Below are 25,849 nucleotides of genomic sequence, written 5' to 3'. Positions count from 1 at the left end.
GGAGCCCAGATGACGAGTTTCTCCGATCACCGGCCGCCGCGCCTGCTGGTGGTGCGCAACGACAAGCTCGGCGACTTCATGCTGGCCTGGCCGGCCCTGGCCGGCCTCAAGGCCGCCACGCCGCGGCCCCATGTCAGCGTGCTGGTCCCGGACTACACCGCCCCCCTGGCCCGCGCCTGCCCCTGGGTCGACGAGGTGATCCTCGACCCGGGCGACGGCGCCGACCGCGAGGCCCGACGCGCCCTGCTGGCCCGCCTCAAGGCAGCGTCCTTCGATGCCCTGCTGACGCTGTTCTCCACGCCACGCATCGGCTGGCTGGGCTGGCGCGCCGGCATCCCGCTGCGCCTCGCCCCTGCCACCAAGTGGGCCCAGCTATTCTACAACCGCCGCATCCCCCAGCGCAGGTCGCGCTCGGAGAAACCCGAGTACGTCTACAACCTGGAGCTTGCCGAGGCGCTGCTGGACACCCTGGGCCTGTCGCATCCGCCCCGGCCGCAACCGCCCTACTGGCCGCTGTCCGCGGCGGAACGGGCGTCGCAGCGGGAGGCCATCGCCGCGAGCCTGGGTCTCGAGACCGAGCGTCCCTGGCTGTTCCTGCATGCCGGCAGCGGTGGCTCGGCGGTCAATCTGACGGCCGCGGCCTATGCGACGCTGGCGCGTGACGTGGATGCCCGGCTGCGCGCCACGGGTGTGGCGCCGGCCTGGGTGCTGACCGCCGGCCCCGGCGAGGAAACCCACGCCGAGGGCCTCGCCGCCAGCCTGCGCGAGGCCGGCCTGGCCGCCCAGCGCCTGCCGCCGAGCCCGGGGCTCGAGGCCTTCTCCCGCCGTCTCGCGGCGGCGGATCTGTTCATCGCCGGCTCCACCGGGCCACTGCATATCGCGGCCTGCCTGAACCGCCCCACCGCCGGTTTCTACCCCTCACGACGCTCGGCGACGCCGCTGCGTTGGCAGACCTGCAACAGCGAGGACCGGCGCCTGGCCTTCTGCCCCCCCGACGACGCCCACGAAGCGGACATGACGGCCATCGACCTGGACGACGCCGCGACGCGCATCGCCCGACAGCTGCACCCCTCCCCCATCAGCGAGCCTCACCCATGACGTCCATCACCGGCATCATCATCACGCTCAACGAGGCCGACAACGTCGCCGACTGCATCGCCTCCCTGCAACGGATCTGCGACGAGGTGATCGTCGTCGATTCCGGTAGCCAGGACGCTACCGTGGCGCTCGCCGAGGCCGCCGGCGCCAGGGTCATCCATCAACCGTACCTGGGCGACGGCCCCCAGAAGGCCTTCGCCGTGCCCCAGGCATGCCACGACTGGATCCTCGCCCTGGACGCCGACGAGCGCCTGGACGACGATGCCGTGACGGCGATCCGCGGCCTGCCCCTGGACGATCCCCGCACGGCCTATCGCTTCCGGCGCCGCAACTTCGCCGGCCACCACTGGATCCGCGCCGCGGGCTTCTACCCGGATCCGGTCACCCGGCTCTACAACCGCACCCGCGCCGGCTACCTGCCGAAGAAGGCCCATTCCTCGGTCCAGGCCCCCCGGGTGGTCGACCTCGCGGCGCATATCCGCCACTTCACCTATCGTGACCTCTCGCACTGGATCACCCGCATCGACCAGCTCTCGAGCCGCGACGCCTGGGCCATGAAGGAACGCGGCAAGCGCCCCTCGCGGTACCGCCCCATCCTGCACGCGGCCAGTGCCGGCTTCCGCAAGCTGATCCTCAAGGGCGGCCTGCTCCAGGGACCGGACGGCTTCACCGTGGCCATGACCACGGCATTTCATGCCTACATGAAGTATGCCAAGCTGAACGAACTCTACGAGAACGAGCGCGCGACCCCCGACGCCGATCATGTCTGACCTCACCCTGCCCTCCTGGCTGCGTGGACCGCGCTGGTGGGCACTGCTCACCCTGGGCCTGGCCCTCGCCTTCAGCGCCGTGACCGTCAGCCGCTTACCGGGCCCGATGCTGGTGCCGCTGGTCGCCGGCTGGCTGTTGCTGGCGCGACGCTTGCACTGGGGCGCACCTCCTCACCCCGAACCGCCGGCCCGGGTCTGGCCCTGGTCACTGGTGCCGCTGATCCTGTGGGGCATCTATGTCTATCTGGCCGACAGCTTCGGCATCGTCGACCTGGGGGCGGTGTTCTTCCACCTCCAGGCGGGCATCAGCGAGCATGGCGGCGGCGAGCGTATCGTCGCCGCCGCCCTCTACACCCTGGCGATGCTGCTGGTGCTGGCGGCCTTCACCTGGCTGGTGCGGGTCGACCACCGCTGGCGACTCCAGGAACGCCTGCTGGCCCTGGCGCTGCTCGCCAGCAATCCCCTGCTGTTCGGCCTGGGCCAGCGCGGTGCGGCCATCGTCACCGAGGATGGCGCCTGGCTGGATCGCCAGTACGTGGCACCGGAGATCCGCCAGGCGCCGCCGGCGCCCCCCAACCTGCTGGTCTTCTACCTGGAAAGCCTGGAGCATACCTATGCCGACCGCGAACGCTTCGGCGACGCCTATGCACCGCTCGCGGAGTTGGGCCAACGGGGCGTGGTCTTCGAGGGCGTGCGCCAGCTCGACAACACCGGCTGGACCATGGCCGGCATGATCGCCAGCCAGTGCGGCACGCCGCTGATGCCGGCCGGACTGCTCCATGACAGCCAGTTCGAGCCCCTCGAGCGGGTCGTCCCGGGCGTCGACTGCCTGGGCGACCTGCTGGAGGCCCGAGGCTATTCCCTGAGCTATCTCGGCGGCGCCAGCACCCGCTTCGCCGGCAAGGGGCGCTTCTATACCGGCCATGGCTTCGATCGAGTGAGGGGACGCGAGACCCTGGCGCCGCGCCTCGACGACCCGGACTACGTGAACAGCTGGGGCCTCTTCGATGACAGCCTCTATGGCTTCGTGGAGGAGGAGGTCCGCCGCCTCGAAGCCGAGGGGGGGCCCTGGGGGCTGGTCAGCCTGAGTCTCGGCACCCATCCGCCCAACGGCTTCCCGGCGCGCGCCTGCCGCGAGCGACAGGGGGCATTCGACGGCGTGGATATTCTCTACTCGGTGGAGTGCTCGGCCTGGCTGGTGAGCCGCCTGGTGCGACGCCTGGAGGCCGAGGGACTGCTGGAAGATACCCTGGTGGTGATCGCCAGCGACCACCTGACCATGCGCGTCTCGGCGTGGGACCGGCTGATCGCCGAGCCCCGCGCCAACACCTTCATGCTGATCGGCAACGATCTCCCGCCCCGCCGTATCCGGGTCGAGGCCTCGACCATGGACGTCCTGCCCACGGTGCTGGAGGCCATGGGGTTCACCATCGACCGTCACCGGGCCGGCCTGGGCGTCTCGTTGTTCTCGCGCACGCCGACCCTGGTCGAGAGGCATGGCCTGGAGACCCTCAACGCCCGGCTCAAGGAGGAGACGACCCTTCAGGAACGCCTGTGGCAGGGCGTGGATGTCCGTCCCCCCTTCCCGCCGGGAGAGACGCCGCCTTGGGCGCGTTAACAATCGCACGCACGTGACGCCGGAACCGGTGGTGGTGCAGTTCGCGGCGAAAGCGACGTGGCTGGGTGCCCGGCGAATCGTGCACAACCAAGCGCTGCGCCGCCATCGGTGGACGCTTGTTAACGCGCCCTAGGTCGACAACAGCGCCTGCAGCACCCGGGACGGCGTCAGCAGATGGAGGCAGTTGGTATGGCCCAGCGGGCAGGTCCGCTGGAAGCAGGGGGAGCAGTCCAGCGCCAGGTAGTGGATCACCGCCTTCTCGGTGAGCGGCGGCGTGTACGCCGGGGAGGAGGAACCATAGAGGGCCTGGACCCGAGTGCCCGCCGCGGCGGCCACGTGCATCAGGCCGGAATCGTTGGTCACCGCCTGGCGGCAGTCGGCGAGCAGGTCCACGGCATCCGCCAGACGGGTCTTGCCGCAGAGGTTGTGGACATGCGCGAGGCCGGTGGCGATGGTGTCCCCGGCCTCCGCCTCCTTGGGGCCGCCCAGCACACGCACCTCATGCCCCTCCGCCACCAGCGCCTCGGCCAGTTCACGGAAGTAGGCCAGCGGCCATTGCTTGGCCGGGCCGTACTCGGCACCGGGCATCATGGCGATGGCCGGTCGCGTCCCCAGCCCGTGCTCGGCCTGCAGGGCCGCCAGGTTGGCGTCGTCGCGGCGCAGCACCGGCTGAGGCACGACGAAGTCGCCCCGCGCGGCCTGCTCCGCCGGCAGGCCCAGGGCCACGAAGCGCTTGACGGTCTGGTCGAGGACCGTCTTGTCGAGTTCGCGTCGATCGTTGAGCAGGCCATAGCGCTGCTCGCCGAGGTAGCCGGTACGGTGGGGAATGCGCGCCAGGAAGGGCACCAGCGCCGACTTCCAGGAGCGCGGCAGGATGATGGCGCGATCGAAGCGACCGCGCAGCCCGGCCGCCAGCCGACGCCGAGCCGACCAGCCGAACTCACCGTGGGCCACCTCCAGGGCGGCCACCTCGTCGACCTCGGCCATCCGCTCGAGGATCGGCCGCGACCAGGCCGGCGCCACCACGCCGATACGCGCCCCGGGGAAGCGTGCGCGGAGGGCCTTGAACAGGCTCTGGGCCATGACCATGTCGCCGACCCAGGAGGGGCCGACGACCAGGATGCGCTCGCCCGGCTCAGGCATTCAGGCACTCCAGGTAGGCCCGCACGCCCTCGGCAACGGTACGGAACTCGCGGTCGTAGCCGGCCTCGCGCAGCCGGGCGATGTCGGCACGGGTGTAGCTCTGGTAGCGGCCCTTGAGCTCCTCGGGGAAGTCGATGTACTCGATCCGGCCCTGGCCGTAGTAGTCGATCACCGCCTCGCCGATGGCCTTGAACGGCTCGGCGCGGCCGGTGCCCAGGTTGAAGATGCCGGAGGCCTCGGGGTGGTCGAGGAACCACAGGTTGACGTCGACCACGTCGCCCACGTAGATGAAGTCGCGGCTCTGCATGCCGGCCTCATAGCCGTCCCAGGCGCCGAACAGCCTGAGGTCCTGGCCGGCGCTGACCTGGGTATGGTGGTGGTAGGCGACGCTGGCCATCTTGCCCTTGTGCTGCTCGCGGGGGCCATAGACGTTGAAGTAGCGGAAGCCCACCACCTGGCTGTCGAAATCATCGTGGCGGGCGCGCACGTACTGGTCGAACAGCAGCTTGGAGTAGCCGTAGACGTTGAGCGGCTTCTCGTGCTCGGGCTCCTCGCGGAACACCTCGCTGCCGCCGTAGGTGGCCGCCGAGGAGGCATAGAGGAAGGGAATGCCCTTTAGCTGGCAGAAGTGCAGCAGTTCCTTGGAGTACTCGAAGTTGTTCTCGAGCATGAAGCGGCCGTCCCACTCGGTGGTATCGGAGCAGGCACCCTGGTGGAAGATCGCCTCGATGGGCGGCAAGTGCGGATTCTCGCCGTTGAGGGCGGCCCGTACCCGGGCCAGGAAGTCGTCCTTGTCCAGGTAGTCGCCGAGGGTGCAGTCGGCGAGATTGACGAACTTGGTACCGTCGCGGAGGTCGTCGACCACCAGCACGTCGTCGTGGCCACGGGCATTGAGTGCCTTGACCAGATTCGAGCCGATGAAGCCGGCTCCGCCTGTCACTACGATCATGGGGATTCCTCTCTATGCGGGCACTATGCGTACGGGGCCGGGTGCCATCGAACGGGGCTGATCCGGCGACAGCTCTCCGAGGAGGCGCTGTGAACCCCTCCCTGGGCGCTACCGACGCCCTGCGGCGCTCTCGCCTCCTGCGCCGCTTACAGGGCCCGGGTTGGCCTTCCGTGGCCAACCCGTTCGGCGGGAAGAACATCCATCGGATGTTCGTCGTTGTCCGCCTCACCCCTGGCGTAGGACCTCCTCGGCGAACTGCCCCCGGCCCCCTCGCGATATCAAGCAGCCCTGTAACCCAGGTATTCCGGGCTGCGCCTATAACCGATCTGCCCGTGATTGTATACTTGACGGCTCGTGAATTCATGGCCAACGGTGCTTCCGCAATGACACAGTCGACGCCAGACGTGACAACCTTCCAGGGCCTGATCCTGGCCCTGCAGCAGTACTGGGCCGAACAGGGCTGCGTGGTCCTCCAGCCCCTGGACATGGAGGTCGGCGCCGGGACCTTTCACCCGGCAACCTTCCTGCGCTCCATCGGTCCCGAGACCTGGAATGCCGCCTACGTGCAGCCTTCCCGCCGTCCCACCGACGGTCGCTACGGGGAGAACCCCAACCGCCTGCAGCACTACTACCAGTTTCAGGTGGTGATGAAGCCGTCCCCGGCCCACTTCCAGGAGCTCTACCTGGGCTCGCTCAAGCGTCTCGGCCTCGACCCGCTGGTTCACGATATCCGCTTCGTCGAAGACAACTGGGAATCGCCCACCCTCGGCGCCTGGGGCCTGGGCTGGGAGGTGTGGCTCAACGGCATGGAGGTGACTCAGTTCACCTACTTCCAGCAGGCCGGCGGTCTGGAGTGCTACCCGGTCACCGGTGAGCTGACCTATGGCATCGAGCGCATCGCCATGTACGTCCAGGACGTCGACAGCGTCTACGACCTGGTGTGGACCATCGCCCCCGATGGCAGCAAGGTCACCTACGGCGATGTCTTCCTACAGAACGAGCGCGAGCAGTCGACCTACAACTTCGAGCATGCCGATGTGCCGGCGCTGTTCGCGGCCTTCGACCACCAGGAAGGCGAGTGCACCAAGCTGATCGAGGCCGGCCTCCCGCTGCCGGCCTACGAGCAGGTGCTCAAGGCCTCGCACACCTTCAACCTGCTCGATGCCCGCCACGCCATCTCGGTGACCGAACGCCAGCGCTATATCCTGCGCGTGCGCACCATGGCCCGTGACGTGGCCCACGCCTACTACGAATCGCGCAAGGCCGCCGGCTTCCCGCTGGCCCCCGAGGCCCTGCGCCGCGAACTGCTTGCCGAAGGAGACGCTTGAGATGGCAGCCGATAGCTTTCTGGTCGAACTGGGCGTCGAGGAACTGCCGCCGAGCGCGATCGACGACCTCTCCGATGCCTTCGCCGAGGGCCTGAGCCGCCGCCTGGCCGAGGCCGATATCGTCCACGGCGAGGTGACCGCCTACGGCTCTCCGCGCCGCCTGGCCGTGCGGGTCGAGGCGCTGGCCGACAAGCAGCCGGACCGCGAGGTCGAGCGCCGCGGCCCGGCGCTGGCCGCCGCCTTCAAGGACGGCCAGCCGACCAAGGCCGCCGAGGGCTTCGCCCGCTCCTGCGGCGTCAGCGTCGACCAGCTGATCCACCTGGAGACCGACAAGGGCACCTGGCTCGGCTACCGCGAGCAGCAGCAGGGCGAGGCCACCACCGCCCTGCTGCCCGGCATCGTCGAGAAGGCCATCGCCGGCCTGCCGGTGCCGAAGAACATGCGCTGGGGTGCCTCGCGGATCGAGTTCTCGCGCCCCGCCCATTGGCTGGTGATGCTCTACGGCGATCGCGTCGTCGAGGCCAGCGCCCTGGGCCTGAGCTCCGGCCGCACCACCCGCGGCCATCGCTACCACGCCCCGGACCCCATCGAGCTGGCCCATGCCGACGACTACCTGGCCGCCCTGGAGCAGGCCTGGGTGCTGGCCGATCGCCAGCTGCGCCGCGAGCGGATTCGCGAGCAGGTCCTCGCCGAGGCGGAGGTCCAGGACGCCACGGCGGTGATCGACGAGTCCCTGCTGGTCGAGGTCAGCGGCCTGGTGGAATGGCCGGTGGCACTGACCGGCAGCTTCGACGAGCGCTTTCTCGAGGTCCCCGCCGAGTGCCTGATCTCCTCGATGAAGGCCAACCAGAAGTACTTCCACCTGCTGGATGCCCAGGGTCGGCTCAAGCCCCAGTTCATCACCGTCGCCAACATCGACAGCCCCTCACCCGAGCTGGTGATCCAGGGCAACGAGAAGGTCATCCGCCCGCGGCTGGCCGATGCCGCCTTCTTCTACGACACCGACCGCCAGCGCCCCCTGGCCGACCGGATCGGCGGGCTGTCCAGCGTGGTCTTCCAGCAGAAGCTCGGCACCCTGGCCGACAAGGCCCATCGCAGCGCCGCCGTGGCCGCCTTCATCGCCGGCCGCATCGACGGCGAAGTGGCGCAGGCCCGACGTGCCGCCGAGCTGGCCAAGTGCGACCTGGTGACCGAGATGGTCCAGGAATTCCCCGAGCTGCAAGGCATCATGGGGCGCTACTACGCCTCCCATGACGGTGAACCCGCCGAGGTCGCCCAGGCCCTGGAGGAGCAGTACCTGCCGCGCTTCGCCGGTGACGCCATCCCCCAGACCCCCACCGGCCTGGCGCTGGCCCTGGCGGATCGCCTCGATACCCTGACCGGCATCTTCGGTATCGGCCAGCGTCCCAGCGGCACCAAGGATCCCTTCGCCCTGCGCCGCGCCGCCATCGGCGTGCTCAACATCCTGATCAAGGGCGAGCTGGACCTGGACCTGCGCGAGCTGCTCGAGCTGGCCGCCGCCCAACACCAGGAGCTGCCCTACGCCGAGGGCCTGGTCGACGAGATGCTGTCCTACATGCTCGACCGCTTCCGGGCCTGGGGCCGCGACGAGGGCATCGAGGCGGAGGTCTATCTGGCCGTGCGCGCCCGTCCCGTCACCAAGCCCCTGGACTTCGCCCGCCGGCTCCACGCCGTGCATGGCTTCGCCCGCCGCGAGGAGGCGGCTGCCCTGGCCGCCGCCAACAAGCGCGTCTCCAACATCCTCTCGAAGCAGGGCGACGACGTCTCGGCCGAGGTCGACCCCGGGCTGCTGCAGGAAGCGGCCGAGAAGGCCCTGGCCGAGGCGCTGGCGAGCTGCCAGGACAGGGTCGCTCCGCTGTTCGCCGAGTCACGCTACAGCGACGCCCTGGACGTGCTGGCGACACTGCGTCAGCCGGTCGACACCTTCTTCGACGAGGTGATGGTCATGGCCGACGACGAGGCGGTGAAGCGCAACCGCCTCGCCCTGCTGGCGAGCCTGCAGGCGCTGTTCCTGGAAGTCGCGGATATCGCCGAACTCCAGCACTGATCCTTCGACCTGGCGTCGGTCGTAGCTGAGGGCCTGTTTCATGTGAAACAGGCCCTCTTTCGTTGTCGCCGGGATCTTGCCCGGCCGCGCCTTGCCACGGCCAGGGTGTTTCACGTGAAACACCACCCTCAGGCGATTCCCCTGAACTCGGCGTCCCCGTTCCATCGCCAGGGCCACGGGAACCGATGCGAACCCACGCCCGCAACGAACCCGGCGGCAGTATGTCATCCAGCACGCCCTCCAGGGCTGCCTAGCCTCACGCCTCGCGGAGGTCGGCGCCGGACGTGGCCTGTACAGGGCCCGGCACCGCCCTCCCCTCCCTGGCGTAGACGCAGATGCACCGCGAACCGGCCGCTGGCGTGCAATATCCCCCCGCTTGAAAACGCCCCGGCGCCTGTGGCTTTGCCATGGCGAGTCGACACCGAGCCATCATGATCAGCGACCCGATCCCGATATCCCCGGTCGCCCCGGGGCCCTTCCATTGAGCGAGGAAGAGCCATCTCAGGCAACCGCCGAGCGAAGGCCCTGCCGGGTGAACGTGATGCCCCGGGGCCGTCGACGCCGACAGCGGGAGCCTCAGGGAGAGGCGAATCGGGCGGCCGGGCTCGAGGACACCGCCAGGCATCGGGCGATGGGTGGCCGCAGGACTCGCCGTGGCCACCACGGGATGCCTCGATGCCCTGGTACGACACGCCGACGGCGGAGGGCGCGTCTGAAAGTTCGCTCCTCTTTCCCCTTACTGGAATCATCGAGCCCATCACGGCCTGACCGCCGGCGCCATCGGATCAACGGCCAGCGTGCCTGGCCGAGGGTGGGCACGCTCCCCGAGGCGCGGCCCCAGCGATCTCATCCCACCGCTGGCCTGCCGTCCTGCCCAGCGGGACCGGGGCCCGCGCCAGCACCTTCTGGATACCCTTGTGGTTGGTAGTGTCCGCGCGCGCGGGAGCGATCCACGGGCTCAGGAGCGACAGTCGCTCCGGGCGCCGAGGTGGTCACGCCGGAGCGTAGCCCTGGTGCTTCCACGTCCGACAACCAAGCGCATGGCAATCCCCTGGCTCTGCCGGGTCAGCGGCGGCTTGACCGCCCTCTCACGGGTGCCGGCCTCTCCAGGACACTGGCCCTGGCAATGCGCCGCCATCGGCGCGCGGCCGCCTATGGCTCCGATGCCGTGCCGCTTGACGAGGCACGCCTGGTCGGCAAGCGACGATGGTAGCGCCGGCGGTGGCGTCCGGGTACGGCAACCGGCGCGACACCGGAGCTAGTGCTGTCTCGCCATCGGGCCGACACGGCACTCGCTGAGGGAACGCTTCGCCCGGCATCAGCGCCTGGCGGCGCACTGCCTTCACGGGTTGTCAGCCGGCGGCCTCCCTGCCGGGACCATCGTCGACACGCTTTTCCCTGTCACGCCTCCAGGCCACGCCACCCACTCCCCCGCTGGTGGCCTGGCCCGGCGCCCGGATGTGTGCCGCTTGGCCGGCCCCAAGGCGTAAGCAACGGGGGGGGGCAAGCCGCCTGGGCAGTCAGGGTCGGGCCACCTTGATCGCCCTGTGCCGACACCGACGCCGACTTGGCAAGCGATGTTCCACGTGAAACACTCTGGGCCGAGAGTATCTGCCCGGAGCCGCCATGCCGCTTGCCGAGAAACTCGTCATCCTCGATCGAGATGGCGTCATCAATCAGGATTCCGACGACTATGTGAAGTCGCTCGACGAGTTCCTGCCCTACCCCCAGGCCATCGAGGCCATCGCCCGCCTGTCTCGAGCCGGCTGGACGGTGGCGATCGCCACCAACCAGTCGGGGATCGCCCGGGGCTTCTACGACGAGGCGACGCTGGCGGCGATGCATGAACGGCTGGAGGCCCTGGTCGCCGCGACGGGCGGCGAGATCGCCGGCATCGTCCACTGCCCCCATGGGCCCGACGATGACTGCGACTGCCGCAAGCCCCTGCCCGGCCTGCTCGAACGGATCCGCCAAGACCTGGGGATGGCCTCCCTGCAGGGGGCCTGGATGGTCGGTGACAGCCTGCGCGACCTCCAGGCGGGGGACGCCGTCGGCTGTCATTCGGTGCTGGTGCGCACCGGCAAGGGGGAGCGGACCCTGGCCAAGGGGAAGGGGCTGGAGCGGGCTCGGGTCTTCACGGACCTCGCCGCCTTTGCCGACTGGCTGCTGACCCAGCCCGAGAAATGAGCGCTACACGAATGGTCCACAGGAAAAAGGCCGGCTCTTGAGCCGGCCTTTTTCATGGGCGGAACGCGGTGGATGTTCCACGTGGAACATCCGATGTCGGGCGTCACACGTCCAGGTTGGCCACCAGGGCATTGCGCTCGATGAAGTCCCGGCGCGGCTCGACCTCGTCTCCCATCAACGTATTGAACATCATGTCCGCCGCCACGGCGTCCTCGATGGAGACCCGCAGCATGCGGCGGGTGCCGGGATCCATGGTGGTTTCCCACAGCTGGTCGGGATTCATCTCGCCCAGCCCCTTGTAGCGCTGGATGGACAGGCCGCGCTGGGCCTCGTTCATCAGCCACTCCAGGGCATCATAGAAGCTGCCGATCGGCTTGTGGCGGTCGCCACGAGCGACGAAGGCGCCCTCCTCGACCAGGCCATCCAGGGTCTCGCCGAGACTGGCGATGGCGCGGTAATCGGCGCTGGTGAAGAAGTCGACGCCCCACACGTAGTCGGTGGTGACGCCATGGGCAGTGAGGCTCACCGCCGGCAGGTAGAAACCGCGCTCGGCGTCCTCCTCCAGGCGGAAGGTATAGCGGGGGCCACCCTCGTAGGCGACGATGGCATCCATCTCGGTCTGCAGGTACTCGATCCAGTTCTGCATGGTCACGCGATCGCGCAGGCTGATCTCCCCCTCGAGGCGAGCCGCATGCACGATCTTGCGCAGCACCACGTCCGGGTAGACCCGCGACAGGCGGTCGATGCGGCGCATGACGTCACGGTACTGGTCGACCAGCGACTGCAGCTGTTCCCCGCCGATCCCCGGGGCGTCGGCATTGACGTGTAGACGCGCCCCGTCCAGTGCCGTGGTGGTCAGGTAGTCGGTCAGCGCCTGCTCGTCCTTGAGGTAACTTTCCTGCTTGCCGCGCTTGATCTTGTAGAGCGGCGGCTGTGCGATGAAGACATGACCGCGCTCGATGAGCTGGGACATCTGACGGAAGAAGAAGGTCAGCAACAGGGTGCGGATATGCGAACCATCCACATCGGCATCGGTCATGATGATGATCGAGTGATAGCGCAGCTTGTCGGGATTGAACTCCTCCCGGCCGATGCCGCAACCCAGCGCCGTGATCAGCGTGCCTACCTCGGCGGAGGACAGCATCTTGTCGAAGCGCGCCTTCTCCACGTTGAGGATCTTGCCCTTGAGCGGCAGGATCGCCTGGGTCCGACGGTCGCGGCCCTGCTTGGCACTCCCGCCGGCCGAGTCACCCTCGACCAGGAAGAGTTCGGAGAGGCTGGGATCCTTTTCCTGGCAGTCGGCCAGCTTGCCGGGCAGGCCGGCGATGTCCAGGGCTCCCTTGCGACGAGTCATGTCGCGGGCCTTGCGCGCCGCTTCACGGGCCCGAGCCGCATCCAGCATCTTGTTGACGATGGCCTTGGCCTCGTTGGGCTTTTCGACCAGATAATCCGCAAACTGCCGACCCATTTCCTGCTCGACCGCCGTCTTGACCTCGGAGGAGACCAGCTTGTCCTTGGTCTGCGAGGAGAACTTGGGATCGGGTACCTTGACCGAGATGATCGCCGTGAGCCCCTCCCGGGCATCGTCCCCGGAGGTGTTCACCTTGGTCTTCTTCAGCAACCCCTCGCTATCGATATAATGGTTGAGCGTGCGGGTCAGGGAGGCCCGGAAGCCGGCCAGGTGGGTACCACCGTCACGTTGGGGGATGTTGTTGGTGTAGCAGAAGATGTTCTCGGCGAAGGTGTCGTTCCACTGCATTGCCACCTCGACGCCGACGCCATCCTCCCGCTCGACATTGAAATGGAAGACCGGATTGAGCACCGTCTTGTTGGTGTTCAGGTGGTCGACGAAGGCCTTGAGGCCGCCCTCGTAGTGGAACAGCTCCTCCTTGCCGCTGCGCTCATCCATCAACCGGATCGCCACGCCGGAATTCAGGAAGGAGAGTTCCCGCAGCCGCTTGGCGAGTACATCATAGTGGAACTCGATGTTGTGGAAGGTCTGCGGCGACGGCTTGAAATGCACGCGACTGCCGGTCTGCTCGGTCTTGCCGACCACGCCGAGCGGGCCCGCCGGGACGCCATGGTGGTAGATCTGCTCATGCACCTGGCCCTGACGCCAGATGGTCAGCTTGAGCTCCTCGGAGAGCGCATTGACCACCGAGACGCCCACCCCATGCAGGCCCCCGGAGACCTTGTAGGAATTGTCGTCGAACTTGCCGCCGGCATGCAGCACGGTCATGATCACCTCGGCCGCCGAGACGCCCTCTCCCTCGTGGATCTCGGTGGGGATCCCGCGACCGTTGTCACTCACCGTGACCGATTCATCGGGGTGGATCACCACCCGGATCTCGCTGCAATGGCCGGCCAGGGCTTCATCGATGGAGTTGTCCACCAGCTCGAACACCATGTGGTGCAGGCCAGTCCCATCATCGGTATCGCCGATGTACATGCCGGGCCGCTTGCGTACCGCATCCAGGCCCTTGAGAACCTTGATGCTCGATGAGTCGTAAGCCTGTTCGCTCATTGACTACTCCGTCATGAAGTCTGTCTGTCCATTGGCAGCAGCTGCCCCTGCCCCGTCCCGGCCTGTTTCACGTGAAACATCGCAACCGGGGTCTGTGCACTCCACAGGTCGGCCAAGGCATCCGGATCGACGCTGGTGATGAACGCCTGGCAGTGCATCCGCTCCAGCCATTCGCAGAAAATGCGCCGATGCGTGCTGTCCAGCTCGGCGGGGAGATCGTCGATCAGGTAAACGCAGGAAAGGCCGGTGGCCTGCTCCAGCAGGCGACCCTGTGCCAGCTTGAGGGCGCTGACCACCAGCTTCTGCTGGCCGCGCGACAGCACCTCCACCGCCGGCCGCTTGCCCAGGCGGATGCCGAGATCGGCTCGTTGCGGCCCCTGCTGGGTGAACCCCATCTGGCGGTCGGTGCCCCTGCCCTGGCGAAGGACCTCGTCCAGGGGGCGCTTGCGATCCCAGCCCTGCGAGTAGCGCAGTTCCAGCTCCGGCAGGCTGATCAACCCCTCCAGCGTCTCCGCGAACACCGGCTGGAAGGCAGCCATCCAGTCACGGCGCAACGCGTCCAATCGCTCGCCCCAAAGCACCAGTTCCTGTTCCCAGGCATTCAGTGAAGCATCGCTCATTCTACCATGCCTGAGGAGGGCATTCCGATGTTTCAGCGCGCGGCGGTAGCGTCGCCAGGCATCCAGGAAGCCTTGTTTCACGTGAAACACGCCCCAGTCGAGAAACTCCCGTCGTCCCGCCGGCGAGCCCTCGAGCAGACGGAAGGCATCCGGGTTGATCAGCTGCAGTGGCAGCATCTCCACCAGTCGAGAGACCCGCTCCAGCTTCTCCCCGCCCAGGCGCATTTCCAGCTCGCTGGCGTCGCGGCGACGGCGCACGCCGATGCCCAGCGGCGGGTCGCCCACCAGCCGCCCATAGAGGGTCATGCTGTCGCCCTCGTGGGCGATGGCATGGCGCAACTGGCGCGTCCGGAAGGATCGCCCCATGCCGAGCACATGGAGGCCCTCCAGCAGGCTGGTCTTGCCGCTGCCGTTGTCACCGACGAAGAGGTTGATGCGAGGGGAGGGATGCAGCTCCAGGGCCTGCAGGTTGCGCAGGCCCTGGAAGGCGAGACGATCGAGGGGCATGGCCGGCAGGCTACTCGCCAATGGCGTCAGCGGCGCGCTCAGAGGCGCATCGGCATGACGACATAGAGCGCATCACCGCCGCCGGGCTCTTCCATCAGGGCACTGCTGTTGGGGTCGGCGAGCGTCATCTGCACCCGGTCCTCGTCGAGCACGTTGAGCACGTCGACCAGGTAGCCGACATTGAAGCCGATCTCCATGGCCGGGCCGCTGTACTCGATGGCCACGTTTTCCTCGGCCTCTTCCTGCTCGGGATTGTTGGCCATCACGCGCAGGTTACCTTCCTCGAGGTTGAGACGCACACCCCGGTATTTCTCGTTGGAGAGGATCGCCGTGCGCGACAGCACCTGGCGCAACTCGGCCCGCTCGGCGATGAACACCTTGTCGCCGCCGCGCGGCACCACCCGCTCGTAGTCGGGGAACTTGCCATCCACCAGCTTGGAGGTGAAGGTGAAATCTCCCGTATGGGCACGCACATGGGTGGCGCCCAGCGTCAGGCTCACCGGCTCGTCACCGTCGTCGAGCAGCCGCACCAGCTCCAGCACCCCCTTGCGCGGCACGATCAGCTTCTGGGCAGGCTCGACCTGGATATCCACCGGGCGGGAACACACCGCCAGGCGATGGCCGTCGGTGGCCACCGTGCGCACCAGGTGGGGCCCGAACTCCAGCAGCATGCCGTTGAGGTAGTAACGCACGTCCTGCTGCGCCATGGCGAAGGAGGTGGCATCGATGAGGTGCTTGAGGGTGCCCCGCGGCAGGCTCAGCTCGACGCTGCTCTGGCCATCCTCGATGTTCGGGAACTCGGCCACCGGCAGGGTCGACAGGGTGAAGCGCGATCGGCCACTGCGCAGCACGGCACGCCCCTCTTCCAGGGACAGCTGGATCTCCGCCTGGTCGGGCAGCGACTTGCAGATATCCATGAGCTTGCGCGCCGGCACGGTGGCGGACCCGGTCTCCTCGACGAGGCTGGCCGCGGTGCGCCCGATCAGTTCGACTTCGAGGTCGGTGCCGGTCAGCGAGACCTGGTCCTGGTCGACCTGGATCAGCACGTTCGACAACACCGGCAGGGTCTGGCGGCGCTCCACGACGCCGGCCACCAGCGTCAACGGGCGCAGCAGCGCTTCTCGGGAGATGGAAAATTTCATGTCGACTCCACTTCTGGTCCTGGAGAGATTGAGGCCGGCGACCCGACCGGTCGATCAAATATCAATAAAATCAGCTGGTTAAAATACGCAGAAGATTCTTGTAGTCCTCGCGGATGTCCGCGCTCTCTTCCTGAAGCGCCTGCACCTTGCGACAGGCATGCAGCACCGTGGTGTGATCACGCCCACCGAAGGCATCGCCGATCTCGGGGAGACTGTGATTGGTCAACTCCTTGGCCAGCGCCATGGCGACCTGCCGGGGACGGGCCACCGAGCGCGAGCGGCGCTTCGAGAGCAGATCGGCCAGCTTGATCTTGTAGTACTCGGCCACGGTGCGCTGGATATTGTCCACCCCCACCTGCTTGTCCTGCAGGGCCAGCAGGTCCTTGAGAGATTCGCGAATGAAGTCCTGGGTGATCGGCTTGCCCATGAAATGGGAGTCGGCGATGACCTTCTTGAGCGCGCCCTCCAGCTCGCGGACGTTGGAACGGATCTTCTGGGCGATGAAGAAGGCGGCATCATGGGGCAAATCGACCTTGGCCTGATCGGCCTTCTTCATCAGGATCGCCACCCGGGTCTCGAGCTCCGGCGGCTCGATCGCCACCGTCAGTCCCCAGCCGAAGCGGGACTTGAGCCGTTCTTCCACCCCACTGATTTCCTTGGGATACCGATCCGAGGTCAGGATCATCTGCTGACCGCCCTCGAGCAGGGCATTGAAGGTATGGAAGAACTCCTCCTGGGAGCGCTCCTTGCCGGCGAAGAACTGGATATCGTCGATCAACAGGGCATCGACGCTGCGATAGAAGCGCTTGAAGTCGTTGATGGCGTTGAGCTGGAGGGCCTTGACCATGTCGGCGACGAAGCGCTCGGAGTGCAGATAGACCACCCGGGCATTCTCGCGTCGGCCTGCCAACGCATTGCCGACCGCATGCATCAGGTGGGTCTTGCCCAGGCCGACCCCGCCATACAGGAACAGCGGGTTGTAGGCCCCCCCGGGGTTCTCCGAGACCTGGCGTGACGCGGCGCGTGCCAGCTGGTTGGACTTGCCCTCGACGAAGGTCTCGAAGGTGAAGTTGGGGTTCAGGCCACTGTTGTGCTTGAGACTGCCTTCCACCTGCACCTGGCGCTCTCCCCCGGCACGGCGTGCGCCCTCCCCCTCCTCTCGCAGCTGGTCGATCTCGCGTTCATCGGCCACGTCCCCCCGGGGAGGCGTCTGCACGGCCGGCGCCCGGGGCGCGGCGGAGACCGGGTCCCCCAACTCGCGGGGCTGGGGCGCCGGGGCGGCCGCCCGGCGACTGCCCACGCTCAGGACCACCTTGGGGGGCTTGGCCGGCGAAAGCTCGCGCATCAGCTCACTGATGCGCTTGGCATACTTGTCGCTGACCCAGTCGCGCACGAAGCGATTGGGCGCCAGCAGGCGCAGCTGATTGGATTCCCCTTCCTCCGCCTGCAGCGGACGGATCCAGGTGTTGAACTGCTGGGAGTTCAGTTCGTCCTGCAGGGTATCCAGACATTGTTGCCAGAGAGCGAGCGACACGCGACCTCACCATTCGGTTGAAGAACGACCGCACATTGTATCGCCCTGCGGCCAGGTTATCCACATGAAGCACGGAGCCGGAAAGCGCTGTGGAAAACCTGCTGTGGTCCGAGGGATAGCCTGGTCGCCGCAGGTGGAATGCCCTGTGGCTGTGGACAGTTCAAGGATCGATCCACCCGTTGTCAACAGCTTGCGGGCCGGACATCCCCGCGCCGTCCACAACCCTGTGGCTGTCATAGGCACTTGAATCGCCGATGCCATTTGCACTTATCCACAATAACTTTCCCCATTAATAATAACAGGGCTCAATAGAACTTCATTATTAGTTATGGTAGCGCCTCCGCAGCCAGGCCGGGACGGCGACAGGGAGCTGGAGGACACGGAAAAATTGCGCTGGCGGCTCGAAATCACTACAATTTCCGGTCTTGAGCCGAATCTACCCGGATTCCCCAGCGGAACCCGGGCGCCTCTGAATCGCCGATTTGTTCCAAAAACCACGTGGGAATAACGAGTTATGAAACGCACCTTTCAACCCAGCGTTCTCAAGCGCAAGCGCGCGCATGGTTTCCGTGCTCGCATGGCCACCAAGAACGGTCGTGCCGTCCTGGCGCGTCGTCGCGCCAAGGGCCGCAAGCGCCTGAGCGCCTGACCCGCGGACCTCGCGTGTCCTGTCAGGACTTCCCCCGGCGGCTGAGGCTGCTCAACGCCGGGGACTACCGACGTGTCTTCGATACGGCTGCCTTCAAGGTCCACGGCAAGGGGTTGATGGCCCTGGCCACCCCCAACTCCCTGGGATATCCTCGCCTCGGGCTCATCTTCAGCAAGAAGAACGTCCGGCGCGCCGTCGACCGCAACCGCCTCAAGCGTCTCGCACGCGAATCCATTCGCCTTCGCCAGCATCGTCTCCCCGCCGTGGATATCGTGCTGCTCGCCAGACGCGGGGTACAGGATCTGGACAACGCGACCGTGCATCGCCAGTTGCACGGCATGTGGCGGCGACTGGAGCGAGAGGCGAGTCAGAGGGAAGGGAGAGAATCGGCCGGCACCCTGGTGACCGAGCGACGATGACACGTCCCGCCAACCGCTGTCGGCACCCCGCGGAGCCAGCATACGCATGACCACGCTTCTCGCCGCCACCCTTGACGCCGTCACGCCGAAAGCAGACGCTCTGCTGACGAACACTAGCCTGCCCTCGGCAGGCTTTCGTGTATGTCGGGTGGGCGACCTGCGTTGCGCCATCGGAATGTTCACCACCCATCGGGCAGAACCCTCATGGACGTAAAACGACTCTTATTGCTGATTCCCCTGGCGGTCCTCGCCTACCTGATCGTCGTGCAGTGGAATCAGGATTACGGCCAGGTGGCCACGGCACCGCAGGCCCCGGCCATCTCCAGTAACGCCGGCGATGCCCCGTCACCGACGACCGCCGGCAGCGATGATCTCTCGGTCCCCAGCGATGCCGGGGCCTCGGACATGGCCGGCACCATGCCGGGCGATGACGGCGCCGGCAACAGCCGCGATCTGGTGGCCGTCTCCACCGACGTGCTCGATGTACGCATCGACCCGCAGGGCGGCGACATCGTCTACGCGGCCCTGCCCCAGCACAAGTTCGCCCAAGAGTCCGAACAGCCCTTCGTGCTGCTGGCGGACAACGCCTCGATGAGTTACGTGGCGCGCTCGGGCCTCCAGTTGGAAGGCCACCAGGGCCGTATCACCTACCATCCCGAGAGGACCGAGTACCGCCTGGACGAGGACGCGGGTCAGCTGGAGGTCGACCTGAGCGCCACGCTCAACGGTGTCGACGTGCTCAAGCGCTTTACCTTCGCCCGGGACAGCTATGCCGTCGATGTCGACTACTTCGTGACCAACAACGGCGAGACGCCGGTCACCGCGCGCTTCATCGGCCAGCTGGCCCGCGACAACAGCAGCGACCCCTCCAGCGGCCCCAAGATGGGCATGCGCTCCTTCCTCGGCGCCGCCTACTCCTCGCCGGAGACCCGCTACGAGAAGATCGACTTCGAGGACATCCAGGAAGGCAACTTCGCCAATCGGGACGTCGAGGGCGGCTGGGTCGCGATGATCCAGCACTACTTCACCTCGGCCTGGGCGCCGCCCCAGGACCAGCAGAACCTCTACTACGCCACCACCGATTCCCAGGGGCGCAACGTGGCCGCCTTCGCCGGCCCCACTCGCACCGTGGCGGCCGCCGGCGAAACCGCCCTGGGCGCGACCCTCTACCTGGGCCCCAAGGTGCAGGAGCGCCTGGAAGCGGTCGCGCCCCACCTGGAGCTGACCGTGGACTTCGGCTGGTTGTGGTTCATCGCCAACCCGCTGTTCTGGCTGCTCGATCACATCCACGACCTGATCGGCAACTGGGGCTGGTCGATCGTCATCCTGACCCTGCTGGTCAAGGCCGCGCTGTGGCCGCTGTCCGCCAAGGCCTACAAGTCCATGGCCCGGATGCGCAAGCTGGGCCCGGAGATGCAGCGGCTCAAGGAACAGTACGGCGATGATCGCCAGAAGATGTCCCAGGAGATGATGAAGTTCTACCAGAAGGAGAAGATCAATCCACTGGGGGGCTGCCTGCCGATCCTGGTACAGATGCCGGTGTTCATCGCCCTGTACTGGATGCTGCTCGAGTCCGTGGAGCTGCGCCATGCGCCCTTCATGTTCTGGATCCAGGATCTCTCGGTGAAGGATCCCTTCTTCATCCTGCCGATCCTGATGGGCGCCTCGATGTTCGTGCAGCAGCTGCTGAACCCGACGCCGCCGGACCCGACCCAGGCCAAGATCATGAAGATGCTGCCGGTCGTCTTCACCTTCTTCTTCCTGTGGTTCCCGGCCGGCCTGGTGATCTACTGGGTGGTGAACAACATCACCTCCATCGCCCAGCAGTACGTGATCACCCGCAAGATCGAGGCCGACCCCAGCATCGGCAAGGGCATGAAGACCAAGTAGCGAGGCCCCGCTACCACGCCAGACCCCCGCCCCGGCGGGGGTCTGGCGTTTGTGCCCCCCGCCACGGACAATAGCCACGTCTCACCCGAGGAGCCATCGATGGCCGAGAGCCTCTATCCCCAGGACACCATCGCCGCCCTGGCCACCCCGCCGGGCCGCGGCGGGGTGGGCATCATTCGCGTCTCGGGGCCCGCCTGCCGGGCGATCGCCGGCAGCCTGCTGGGTCATTGCCCCGAGCCCCGTCGGGTCCTGTATGGCCCCTTCCGGGGCGAGACGGCCATGATCGACGAGGGGATCGCCCTGTACTTCGCGGGCCCCCACTCCTTCACCGGCGAGGACGTCCTCGAGCTGCAGGGCCACGGCGGCCCGGTGATCATGGACCTGCTGCTCGAGCGCTGCCTCCAGCTGGGCGCCCGGCTGGCCCGCCCCGGCGAGTTCTCGGAGCGGGCCTTCCTCAACGACAAGCTCGACCTGGCCCAGGCCGAGGCGATCGCCGACCTCATCGAGGCCAGTTCCCGCGGCGCCGCCGAGAACGCCCTGCGCTCCCTGCAGGGGGAGTTCTCGCGCCGGGTGGAGGGCCTGGTGCAGCGACTGATCGCGCTGCGCATGTACGTGGAGGCCGCCATCGACTTCCCCGAGGAGGAGATCGACTTCCTCGCCGACGGTCGGGTCGGCGACAAGCTCGCCGCGATCCAGGCGGAGCTCGCCGAGGTACGGGCGGCCGCCGGCCAGGGGGCCCTGATGCGCGAGGGCATGAACGTGGTCATCGCCGGGCGCCCCAATGCCGGCAAGTCGAGCCTGCTCAATGCCCTTACCGAGCAGGACACCGCCATCGTCACCGATATCGAGGGCACCACCCGCGACGTGCTGCGCGAGCACATCCACCTGGATGGCATGCCCCTGCACGTGATCGATACCGCCGGGTTGCGTGACACCCCCGACGCGGTGGAGAAGATCGGCGTGGCCCGGGCCTGGACGGAGATAGAGACGGCCGACCGGGTGCTGCTGCTGGTGGATGCCGCCACCACGGATGCCGTGGATCCCATGGCGATCTGGCCGGAGTTCGTCGAGCGCCTGGCCGACCCCTCGCGACTGACGCTGGTCCGCAACAAGGTCGATACCAGCCACGAGACGCCGGGACTCGACTTGTCCACAACCACTCCGGTGCTGCGCCTGTCGGCCAAGACCGGCTCGGGTGTGGATAACCTCAAGGAGCATCTCAAGGCGGTGATGGGCTTCTCGGCCACCACCGAGGGCCGCTTCTCGGCGCGCCGCCGCCATCTGGACGCCCTGGACCGGGCCGACGCGGCGCTGGACAACGGCGCGGCCCAGCTATCCGGCTACGGCGCCGGCGAACTGCTCGCCGAGGACCTGCGGGAGGCGCAGCAGGCCCTCGGCGAGATCACCGGTGAATTCAGCGCCGATGACCTGCTGGGCGAGATCTTCGGTAGCTTCTGTATCGGCAAGTAGGGGCCACGTCAGCATCAGCAGTCGGCGCTGACGCGCCGGCTCACCCGAGGGCTGCCGGGCGAGCTCCTCGGCAGCGTCGGTATCGGCAAGTAGGGGCCGCGTCAGCATCAGCAGTCGGCGCTGACGCGCCGGCTCACCCGAGGGCTGCCGGGCGCGATCCTCGGTAGCGTCGGTATCGGCAGGCAGGTGCCCTGCCCTACTCCGGGACCCACCAGCTCCCCTGATGGCGACAGCCGTCACCCAGCAGCGGCACGAGAGACGCCATCGCGTCTGCCAGACGCTCCTCCAGTCCCCAGGGGGGATTGACCACCAGCATGCCGCTGCCGTACATGCCATGTCCCTCACCGGGTCCGCACAGGGTCAGCTCACTCCTCCAGATCTTGCGCAGCCCCCCATCACGCAGCCCGTCGAGCAGCGCCTGATGCCGGCCCGCCGGCAATAACGGATACCACATCAGGATCACCGCATGGCGGGCCTTGCGCATGGCCTTGAGCACGGTCTCGGCGACCTCGCCGTACTCCACCTTGCGCTCATAACTGGGATCGATCAGCACGCACAGCCGGGGGGTCGGGGCCGGCAATCCCTGCAGCAGGCCCGCCAGGCCATCGCCATGGATCCGTCGTGCATTGGCGGGCAGCGCCTGGTGGGCCAGATGGCCGTGCTCGCCGGGATGCAGCTCGAACAGGCGGAGTCGGTCCTGGGCGCGCAGTCCCTGACTCAGCCACCAGGGGGAGCCCGGGTAGCGATCGAGTACCCTCCCGTGCTGAACCCTGGCCAGCGCCGCCAGCCAGTCTCCCAGCAGGGGCTCGCCGGCGAGGCGCTGACGCGCCTGCCATAGCCGCCCGATGCCCTCCCGATGTTCCTGCAGCTTGCGGGCCTCCTCGGACGCGAGGGAATAGAGCCCTCGGCCGGCATGGGTATCAATATACGTAATGGCAGTTTTTTTACGTAACAGATGCTCGACGACCGTAAACAGCACCAGATGCTTGTGAACGTCGGCGAAGTTACCCGCATGATAGGCGTGCTGGTAGGAAAGCATGGCTCTCACATCGGTGATTCGGCAAGGAAAAGGCCCGCCACCGACAAGGTGACGGGCCCGGATGGCGCCTGACGGATGATCAGCGCTGGGCGATGGGGCTCAGGGTGATCTCCACGCGACGGTTCTGGGAGCGCCCCGCTTCGGTATCGTTGCTGGCCACCGGCTGGTTCTCGCCATAGCCGCTCATATAGAGGCGATTGGCGGCGACGCCGGTCTGGGACAGGTAATTGCCCACGGCCTGGGCACGACGCTCGGAGAGCTGCTGGTTGTAGGCGGCCTCGCCGGTGCTGTCGGTATGACCGGCGATATTGACCCGCGTCTCCGGGTACTGGGTCAGCACCGAGGAGACGTCGTTGAGGGCGTTGCGGGCCGTCATGGTCAGCTCACTGGAATCGAAGCCGAAGGTGACGCTGCTCGGCATGTTGAGCACGATGTCGTCGCCGCGGCGCTCCACCCCGATACCGGTGCCCTGCATGTCCTGTCGAAGCTGCTCTTCCTGCTTGTCCATGTAGGCGCCGATGCCACCGCCCGCGGCGGCACCCACGGCGGCGCCGATCAGGGCACGGTCGCGACGACTGGTGCTGCCATCCCCGCTGAGGGCCCCGGCGGCGGCGCCGACCGCCGCGCCGATGGCGGCGCCGGTGCCGGTCTTGCTGCGTTGGGTCTGGCCGGAATAGGGGTCAGTGGTGGTACACCCCACCAGCAGGGCAGCGGCGGCAATTGGCGCGATCAGGCGAAAACTTCTTGTCATGGTGTCGTCGACTCCTTGTTGTGACGATTGGCATCCTGCACTAGCCCGATGTGTCGATCGAAGCCAGCAACTCGTTCAAGAATAATAGACCTTGGGGGGAGGCTTGTAGCCTGGCGGCGTCTTCCACGAGAAGTCCTTTTTTGCGGGCGGCGGCGAGGCGCTCGAGCAGCAGCTGTACGGGTCGTCCGGTCGTGTCCCGCCAATCGGACAGCGCAACTCCCTCGGTCAGGCGCAGGGCGTTCATGGCGAATTCCAGCGGCAGTTCCTCGGCGTCGATCGCCTCACGGCCCGCCACGAAGCCTCGAGGGTCGAGCCGTCGACGCAGGTAGGCATCGGGTTGACGGGTCTTCCAGCGACGTTCGATGGCGTGCCCCCCCGTTCCGGGCACACTCACCTTGCCATGCGCCCCGGCGCCGATGCCCAGGTAGTCGCCGAAACGCCAGTAGTTCAGGTTGTGGCGGGCACGACATCCGGCCCGCGCATAGGCGGAGATCTCGTAACGAGCGAAGCCGGCAGCCTGCAGTCGCTCATGGCCCTGGTCCTGGATATCCCATAGCACCTCCTCCCGGGGCAGGACGGGCGGATGGGAATGGAACTCGGTGTTGGGCTCGAGCGTCAGCTGGTACCAGGAGAGGTGCTCCGGGCCAAGCGCCAACGCCCGCTCCAGGTCATCCAGGGCCAGGGCGGGAGTCTGACCGGGCAGCCCATGCATCAGGTCGAGATTGAGATTCTCGAAGCCGGCATCACGGGCCTCCTCGAATGCCGCCACGGCATCCCCGCCGGAATGGATACGCCCCAGGGCGGTCAACTGGGCGTCCTGGAAACTCTGCACGCCCAGCGACAGGCGGTTGATGCCGGCCTGCCGATAGCCGGCGAAGCGGCCACGCTCGAGGGTGCCGGGATTGGCCTCCAGGGTGATCTCGATGTCGGCGGCCAACGGCAGCCGCGCGGCAACGGCGTCGAGCAAGCCGCGGTAGAAGGCCGGCGACATCAGGCTCGGCGTGCCACCGCCAATAAAGACACTGACCAGCTCCCGCCCGCTCACCAGCGGCAGGTCGGCATCCAGATCGGCCATCAAGGCCGCCAGGTACGTCTGCTCCGGGAGCTCGGCCCCGCGCCCCACGCCATGAGAGTTGAAGTCACAATAGGGGCACTTGCGCACGCACCAGGGCACATGCACATAGAGGGCGAGCGGTGGCAAGGCCGTGGACATCATGCCAGCGACCCGGCGGAGAGCGACTCGCTGAGGGCGTGAAGGGCACGTCCGCGATGGCTGCGGCGGTTCTTTTCCTCGGCCGACAGTTCGGCCGCGGTCATGTCCAGTTCGCGTATCCAGAACACGGGATCATAGCCGAAGCCTCGCTCCCCCCGTGGGGCGGTCAGGATCTCGCCCTCCCAGCTGCATTGGACGATCAGTGGCACGGGATCCTCGGCATGACGCAGCAACACCAGCACGCACCAGTAACGAGCGGTGCGCTTCCCATCGGGCACCCCGGCCAGGGCCTCCAGCAAGTGGCGGGTGTTGCGCCCATCATCTCGCGGCTCACCGGCGAATCGCGCCGAATGGATACCGGGGCGACCCTGCAGGGCATCCACGGCCAGCCCCGAGTCATCGGCCAGCGCCGGCAGTCCACTGACACGGGCCGCCTCACGGGCCTTGAGCAGGGCGTTTTCGACGAAGGTCAGCCCCGTCTCCTCGACCTCGGTCACGGCGAAGTCCGACTGGGGCCGAACATCGACGCCAAGGGGGGCGAGCAGCTGGTGGAATTCGCGCAGCTTGCCGGCATTACCGCTCGCCAGCACCAGTCTCGTCATCATGGCAGCACCTTGGTTGGAATATCGGGGACCAATTCTACGTCAGCCGGCAACCGGGGAGGAGGGAGATGGCAAAGCGACAGGCACGAACCCGAATCATTCGATTTCATCATGGGAGAACATCAGACCTTCAGGACAAGTTATCCACAACGGTATGGTTTCTCTAATGCCAAAAGAGGCAGATCTCTGGTAGAAGGGGAAGAAGAACTGAATTAAACTTCTGATTTAATGGGTGAAAAAGTATACTGAGCATCAAGAAGAACTAAGCGAGCAAAGTCATATAACGAAAAGTTAGTAACATGTTTTTACATTGCATCCGACACTCATA

At 66.9% G+C, this 25,849-nt stretch carries 20 protein-coding genes; 10 read left to right on the top strand and 10 right to left on the bottom strand.

Annotation, left to right across the window (positions count from 1 at the left end):
- Window positions 1–9 precede the first annotated feature (9 nt).
- From QWY76_RS08260 to QWY76_RS08250, 3 genes are read left to right on the top strand one after another with little or no spacing between them, the layout of a single operon-like run.
- Entirely contained in the window at window positions 10–1,098 is a 1,089-nt protein-coding gene (locus tag QWY76_RS08260) for a glycosyltransferase family 9 protein (RefSeq protein WP_290310653.1), read from the top strand.
- Window positions 1,095–1,868, top strand: a complete 774-nt coding sequence (locus tag QWY76_RS08255; protein WP_290310652.1) for a glycosyltransferase family 2 protein — start codon at window positions 1,095–1,097, stop codon at window positions 1,866–1,868. Before QWY76_RS08260 ends, QWY76_RS08255 begins: the two co-directional genes overlap by 4 nt.
- Complete coding sequence (locus tag QWY76_RS08250) at window positions 1,861–3,486, top strand: sulfatase-like hydrolase/transferase (RefSeq protein WP_290310651.1); 1,626 nt, start codon at window positions 1,861–1,863, stop codon at window positions 3,484–3,486. Before QWY76_RS08255 ends, QWY76_RS08250 begins: the two co-directional genes overlap by 8 nt.
- A gap of 129 nt (window positions 3,487–3,615) precedes the next feature.
- On the opposite strand, the gene waaF is transcribed toward QWY76_RS08250, so the two are convergent.
- Together waaF and rfaD are read right to left on the bottom strand one after the other, a co-directional pair.
- A complete protein-coding gene (waaF, locus tag QWY76_RS08245) occupies window positions 3,616–4,629 on the bottom strand; it encodes a lipopolysaccharide heptosyltransferase II (protein ID WP_290310650.1) in 1,014 nt (337 codons plus the stop codon).
- On the bottom strand, window positions 4,622–5,578 hold the full coding sequence (gene rfaD / locus QWY76_RS08240; protein ID WP_290310649.1) for an ADP-glyceromanno-heptose 6-epimerase: 957 nt from the start codon (window positions 5,576–5,578) through the stop codon (window positions 4,622–4,624). Before rfaD ends, waaF begins: the two co-directional genes overlap by 8 nt.
- A 383-nt stretch (window positions 5,579–5,961) precedes the next feature.
- Between rfaD and glyQ the strand changes: the two genes are divergently transcribed.
- From glyQ to gmhB, 3 genes are all read left to right on the top strand, one after another.
- Window positions 5,962–6,906 carry a glycine--tRNA ligase subunit alpha gene (gene glyQ / locus QWY76_RS08235; RefSeq protein ID WP_290310648.1) on the top strand — a complete coding sequence of 315 codons (945 nt, stop codon included), beginning with the start codon at window positions 5,962–5,964 and terminating at the stop codon, window positions 6,904–6,906.
- A 1-nt stretch (window position 6,907) separates the two neighbouring features.
- Complete coding sequence (gene glyS, locus QWY76_RS08230; RefSeq protein WP_290310647.1) at window positions 6,908–8,974, top strand: glycine--tRNA ligase subunit beta; 2,067 nt, start codon at window positions 6,908–6,910, stop codon at window positions 8,972–8,974.
- A 1,626-nt stretch (window positions 8,975–10,600) separates the two neighbouring features.
- A complete protein-coding gene (gene gmhB / locus QWY76_RS08225; protein WP_290310645.1) occupies window positions 10,601–11,161 on the top strand; it encodes a D-glycero-beta-D-manno-heptose 1,7-bisphosphate 7-phosphatase in 561 nt (186 codons plus the stop codon).
- 103 nt (window positions 11,162–11,264) lie between these two features.
- Here the strand turns inward: gmhB and gyrB are convergent, their stop codons facing one another.
- The 4 genes from gyrB to dnaA form a co-directional block, all read right to left on the bottom strand.
- The gene (gene gyrB / locus QWY76_RS08220; RefSeq protein ID WP_290310644.1) at window positions 11,265–13,685 is read right to left on the bottom strand and encodes a DNA topoisomerase (ATP-hydrolyzing) subunit B; all 2,421 of its coding nucleotides are present in this window, start codon (window positions 13,683–13,685) and stop codon (window positions 11,265–11,267) included.
- An 11-nt stretch (window positions 13,686–13,696) separates the two neighbouring features.
- The gene (recF, locus tag QWY76_RS08215) at window positions 13,697–14,812 is read right to left on the bottom strand and encodes a DNA replication/repair protein RecF (protein WP_290310643.1); all 1,116 of its coding nucleotides are present in this window, start codon (window positions 14,810–14,812) and stop codon (window positions 13,697–13,699) included.
- Window positions 14,813–14,850: 38 nt separating this feature from the next.
- Window positions 14,851–15,954 (bottom strand): DNA polymerase III subunit beta, encoded by a 1,104-nt coding sequence (dnaN, locus tag QWY76_RS08210; protein WP_290310642.1) that lies wholly within the window; start codon window positions 15,952–15,954, stop codon window positions 14,851–14,853.
- A gap of 70 nt (window positions 15,955–16,024) precedes the next feature.
- The gene (dnaA, locus tag QWY76_RS08205; protein WP_290310641.1) at window positions 16,025–17,488 is read right to left on the bottom strand and encodes a chromosomal replication initiator protein DnaA; all 1,464 of its coding nucleotides are present in this window, start codon (window positions 17,486–17,488) and stop codon (window positions 16,025–16,027) included.
- Window positions 17,489–18,002: 514 nt separating this feature from the next.
- Between dnaA and rpmH the strand changes: the two genes are divergently transcribed.
- From rpmH to mnmE, 4 genes are all read left to right on the top strand, one after another.
- Window positions 18,003–18,137, top strand: coding sequence for a 50S ribosomal protein L34 (rpmH, locus tag QWY76_RS08200; RefSeq protein ID WP_008959105.1), 135 nt, complete (start codon window positions 18,003–18,005; stop codon window positions 18,135–18,137).
- 14 nt (window positions 18,138–18,151) lie between these two features.
- The gene (gene rnpA / locus QWY76_RS08195) at window positions 18,152–18,556 is read left to right on the top strand and encodes a ribonuclease P protein component (protein WP_290310640.1); all 405 of its coding nucleotides are present in this window, start codon (window positions 18,152–18,154) and stop codon (window positions 18,554–18,556) included.
- A gap of 204 nt (window positions 18,557–18,760) precedes the next feature.
- Entirely contained in the window at window positions 18,761–20,446 is a 1,686-nt protein-coding gene (yidC, locus tag QWY76_RS08190; protein WP_290310639.1) for a membrane protein insertase YidC, read from the top strand.
- A 99-nt stretch (window positions 20,447–20,545) separates the two neighbouring features.
- On the top strand, window positions 20,546–21,916 hold the full coding sequence (gene mnmE, locus QWY76_RS08185) for a tRNA uridine-5-carboxymethylaminomethyl(34) synthesis GTPase MnmE (protein ID WP_290310638.1): 1,371 nt from the start codon (window positions 20,546–20,548) through the stop codon (window positions 21,914–21,916).
- A 196-nt stretch (window positions 21,917–22,112) separates the two neighbouring features.
- Here mnmE and QWY76_RS08180 read toward each other — a convergent pair whose 3' ends face one another.
- The 4 genes from QWY76_RS08180 to rdgB all read right to left on the bottom strand — a co-directional run bounded on the left by QWY76_RS08180 (window position 22,113) and on the right by rdgB (window position 25,524).
- Window positions 22,113–22,955 carry a 23S rRNA (adenine(2030)-N(6))-methyltransferase RlmJ gene (locus QWY76_RS08180; protein WP_290310637.1) on the bottom strand — a complete coding sequence of 281 codons (843 nt, stop codon included), beginning with the start codon at window positions 22,953–22,955 and terminating at the stop codon, window positions 22,113–22,115.
- A 79-nt stretch (window positions 22,956–23,034) separates the two neighbouring features.
- Entirely contained in the window at window positions 23,035–23,706 is a 672-nt protein-coding gene (locus tag QWY76_RS08175; RefSeq protein WP_290310636.1) for a YiaD family glycine zipper/OmpA-like lipoprotein, read from the bottom strand.
- A 40-nt stretch (window positions 23,707–23,746) separates the two neighbouring features.
- Entirely contained in the window at window positions 23,747–24,919 is a 1,173-nt protein-coding gene (hemW, locus tag QWY76_RS08170; RefSeq protein ID WP_290310796.1) for a radical SAM family heme chaperone HemW, read from the bottom strand.
- Window positions 24,919–25,524 (bottom strand): RdgB/HAM1 family non-canonical purine NTP pyrophosphatase, encoded by a 606-nt coding sequence (gene rdgB, locus QWY76_RS08165; RefSeq protein WP_290310635.1) that lies wholly within the window; start codon window positions 25,522–25,524, stop codon window positions 24,919–24,921. Before rdgB ends, hemW begins: the two co-directional genes overlap by 1 nt.
- Window positions 25,525–25,849 lie beyond the last annotated feature (325 nt).

Origin of the sequence: Halomonas maura (genome assembly GCF_030409305.1) — a bacterium.
Lineage (GTDB): Bacteria > Pseudomonadota > Gammaproteobacteria > Pseudomonadales > Halomonadaceae > Halomonas > Halomonas maura.
The sequence above is the reverse complement of the archived record's forward strand: the minus strand, read 5'-3'. Positions and strand labels throughout refer to the sequence as shown.

Coding starts and splice junctions, on each gene's coding strand:
- QWY76_RS08260 (WP_290310653.1), top strand. CDS start 10: ATGACGAGTTTCTCCGATCACCGGCCGCCGCGCCTGCTGGTGGTGCGC.
- QWY76_RS08255 (WP_290310652.1), top strand. CDS start 1,095: ATGACGTCCATCACCGGCATCATCATCACGCTCAACGAGGCCGACAAC.
- QWY76_RS08250 (WP_290310651.1), top strand. CDS start 1,861: ATGTCTGACCTCACCCTGCCCTCCTGGCTGCGTGGACCGCGCTGGTGG.
- waaF (WP_290310650.1), bottom strand. CDS start 4,629: ATGCCTGAGCCGGGCGAGCGCATCCTGGTCGTCGGCCCCTCCTGGGTC.
- rfaD (WP_290310649.1), bottom strand. CDS start 5,578: ATGATCGTAGTGACAGGCGGAGCCGGCTTCATCGGCTCGAATCTGGTC.
- glyQ (WP_290310648.1), top strand. CDS start 5,962: ATGACACAGTCGACGCCAGACGTGACAACCTTCCAGGGCCTGATCCTG.
- glyS (WP_290310647.1), top strand. CDS start 6,908: ATGGCAGCCGATAGCTTTCTGGTCGAACTGGGCGTCGAGGAACTGCCG.
- gmhB (WP_290310645.1), top strand. CDS start 10,601: ATGCCGCTTGCCGAGAAACTCGTCATCCTCGATCGAGATGGCGTCATC.
- gyrB (WP_290310644.1), bottom strand. CDS start 13,685: ATGAGCGAACAGGCTTACGACTCATCGAGCATCAAGGTTCTCAAGGGC.
- recF (WP_290310643.1), bottom strand. CDS start 14,812: ATGCCCCTCGATCGTCTCGCCTTCCAGGGCCTGCGCAACCTGCAGGCC.
- dnaN (WP_290310642.1), bottom strand. CDS start 15,954: ATGAAATTTTCCATCTCCCGAGAAGCGCTGCTGCGCCCGTTGACGCTG.
- rpmH (WP_008959105.1), top strand. CDS start 18,003: ATGAAACGCACCTTTCAACCCAGCGTTCTCAAGCGCAAGCGCGCGCAT.
- yidC (WP_290310639.1), top strand. CDS start 18,761: ATGGACGTAAAACGACTCTTATTGCTGATTCCCCTGGCGGTCCTCGCC.
- mnmE (WP_290310638.1), top strand. CDS start 20,546: ATGGCCGAGAGCCTCTATCCCCAGGACACCATCGCCGCCCTGGCCACC.
- QWY76_RS08180 (WP_290310637.1), bottom strand. CDS start 22,955: ATGCTTTCCTACCAGCACGCCTATCATGCGGGTAACTTCGCCGACGTT.
- QWY76_RS08175 (WP_290310636.1), bottom strand. CDS start 23,706: ATGACAAGAAGTTTTCGCCTGATCGCGCCAATTGCCGCCGCTGCCCTG.
- hemW (WP_290310796.1), bottom strand. CDS start 24,919: ATGTCCACGGCCTTGCCACCGCTCGCCCTCTATGTGCATGTGCCCTGG.
- rdgB (WP_290310635.1), bottom strand. CDS start 25,524: ATGATGACGAGACTGGTGCTGGCGAGCGGTAATGCCGGCAAGCTGCGC.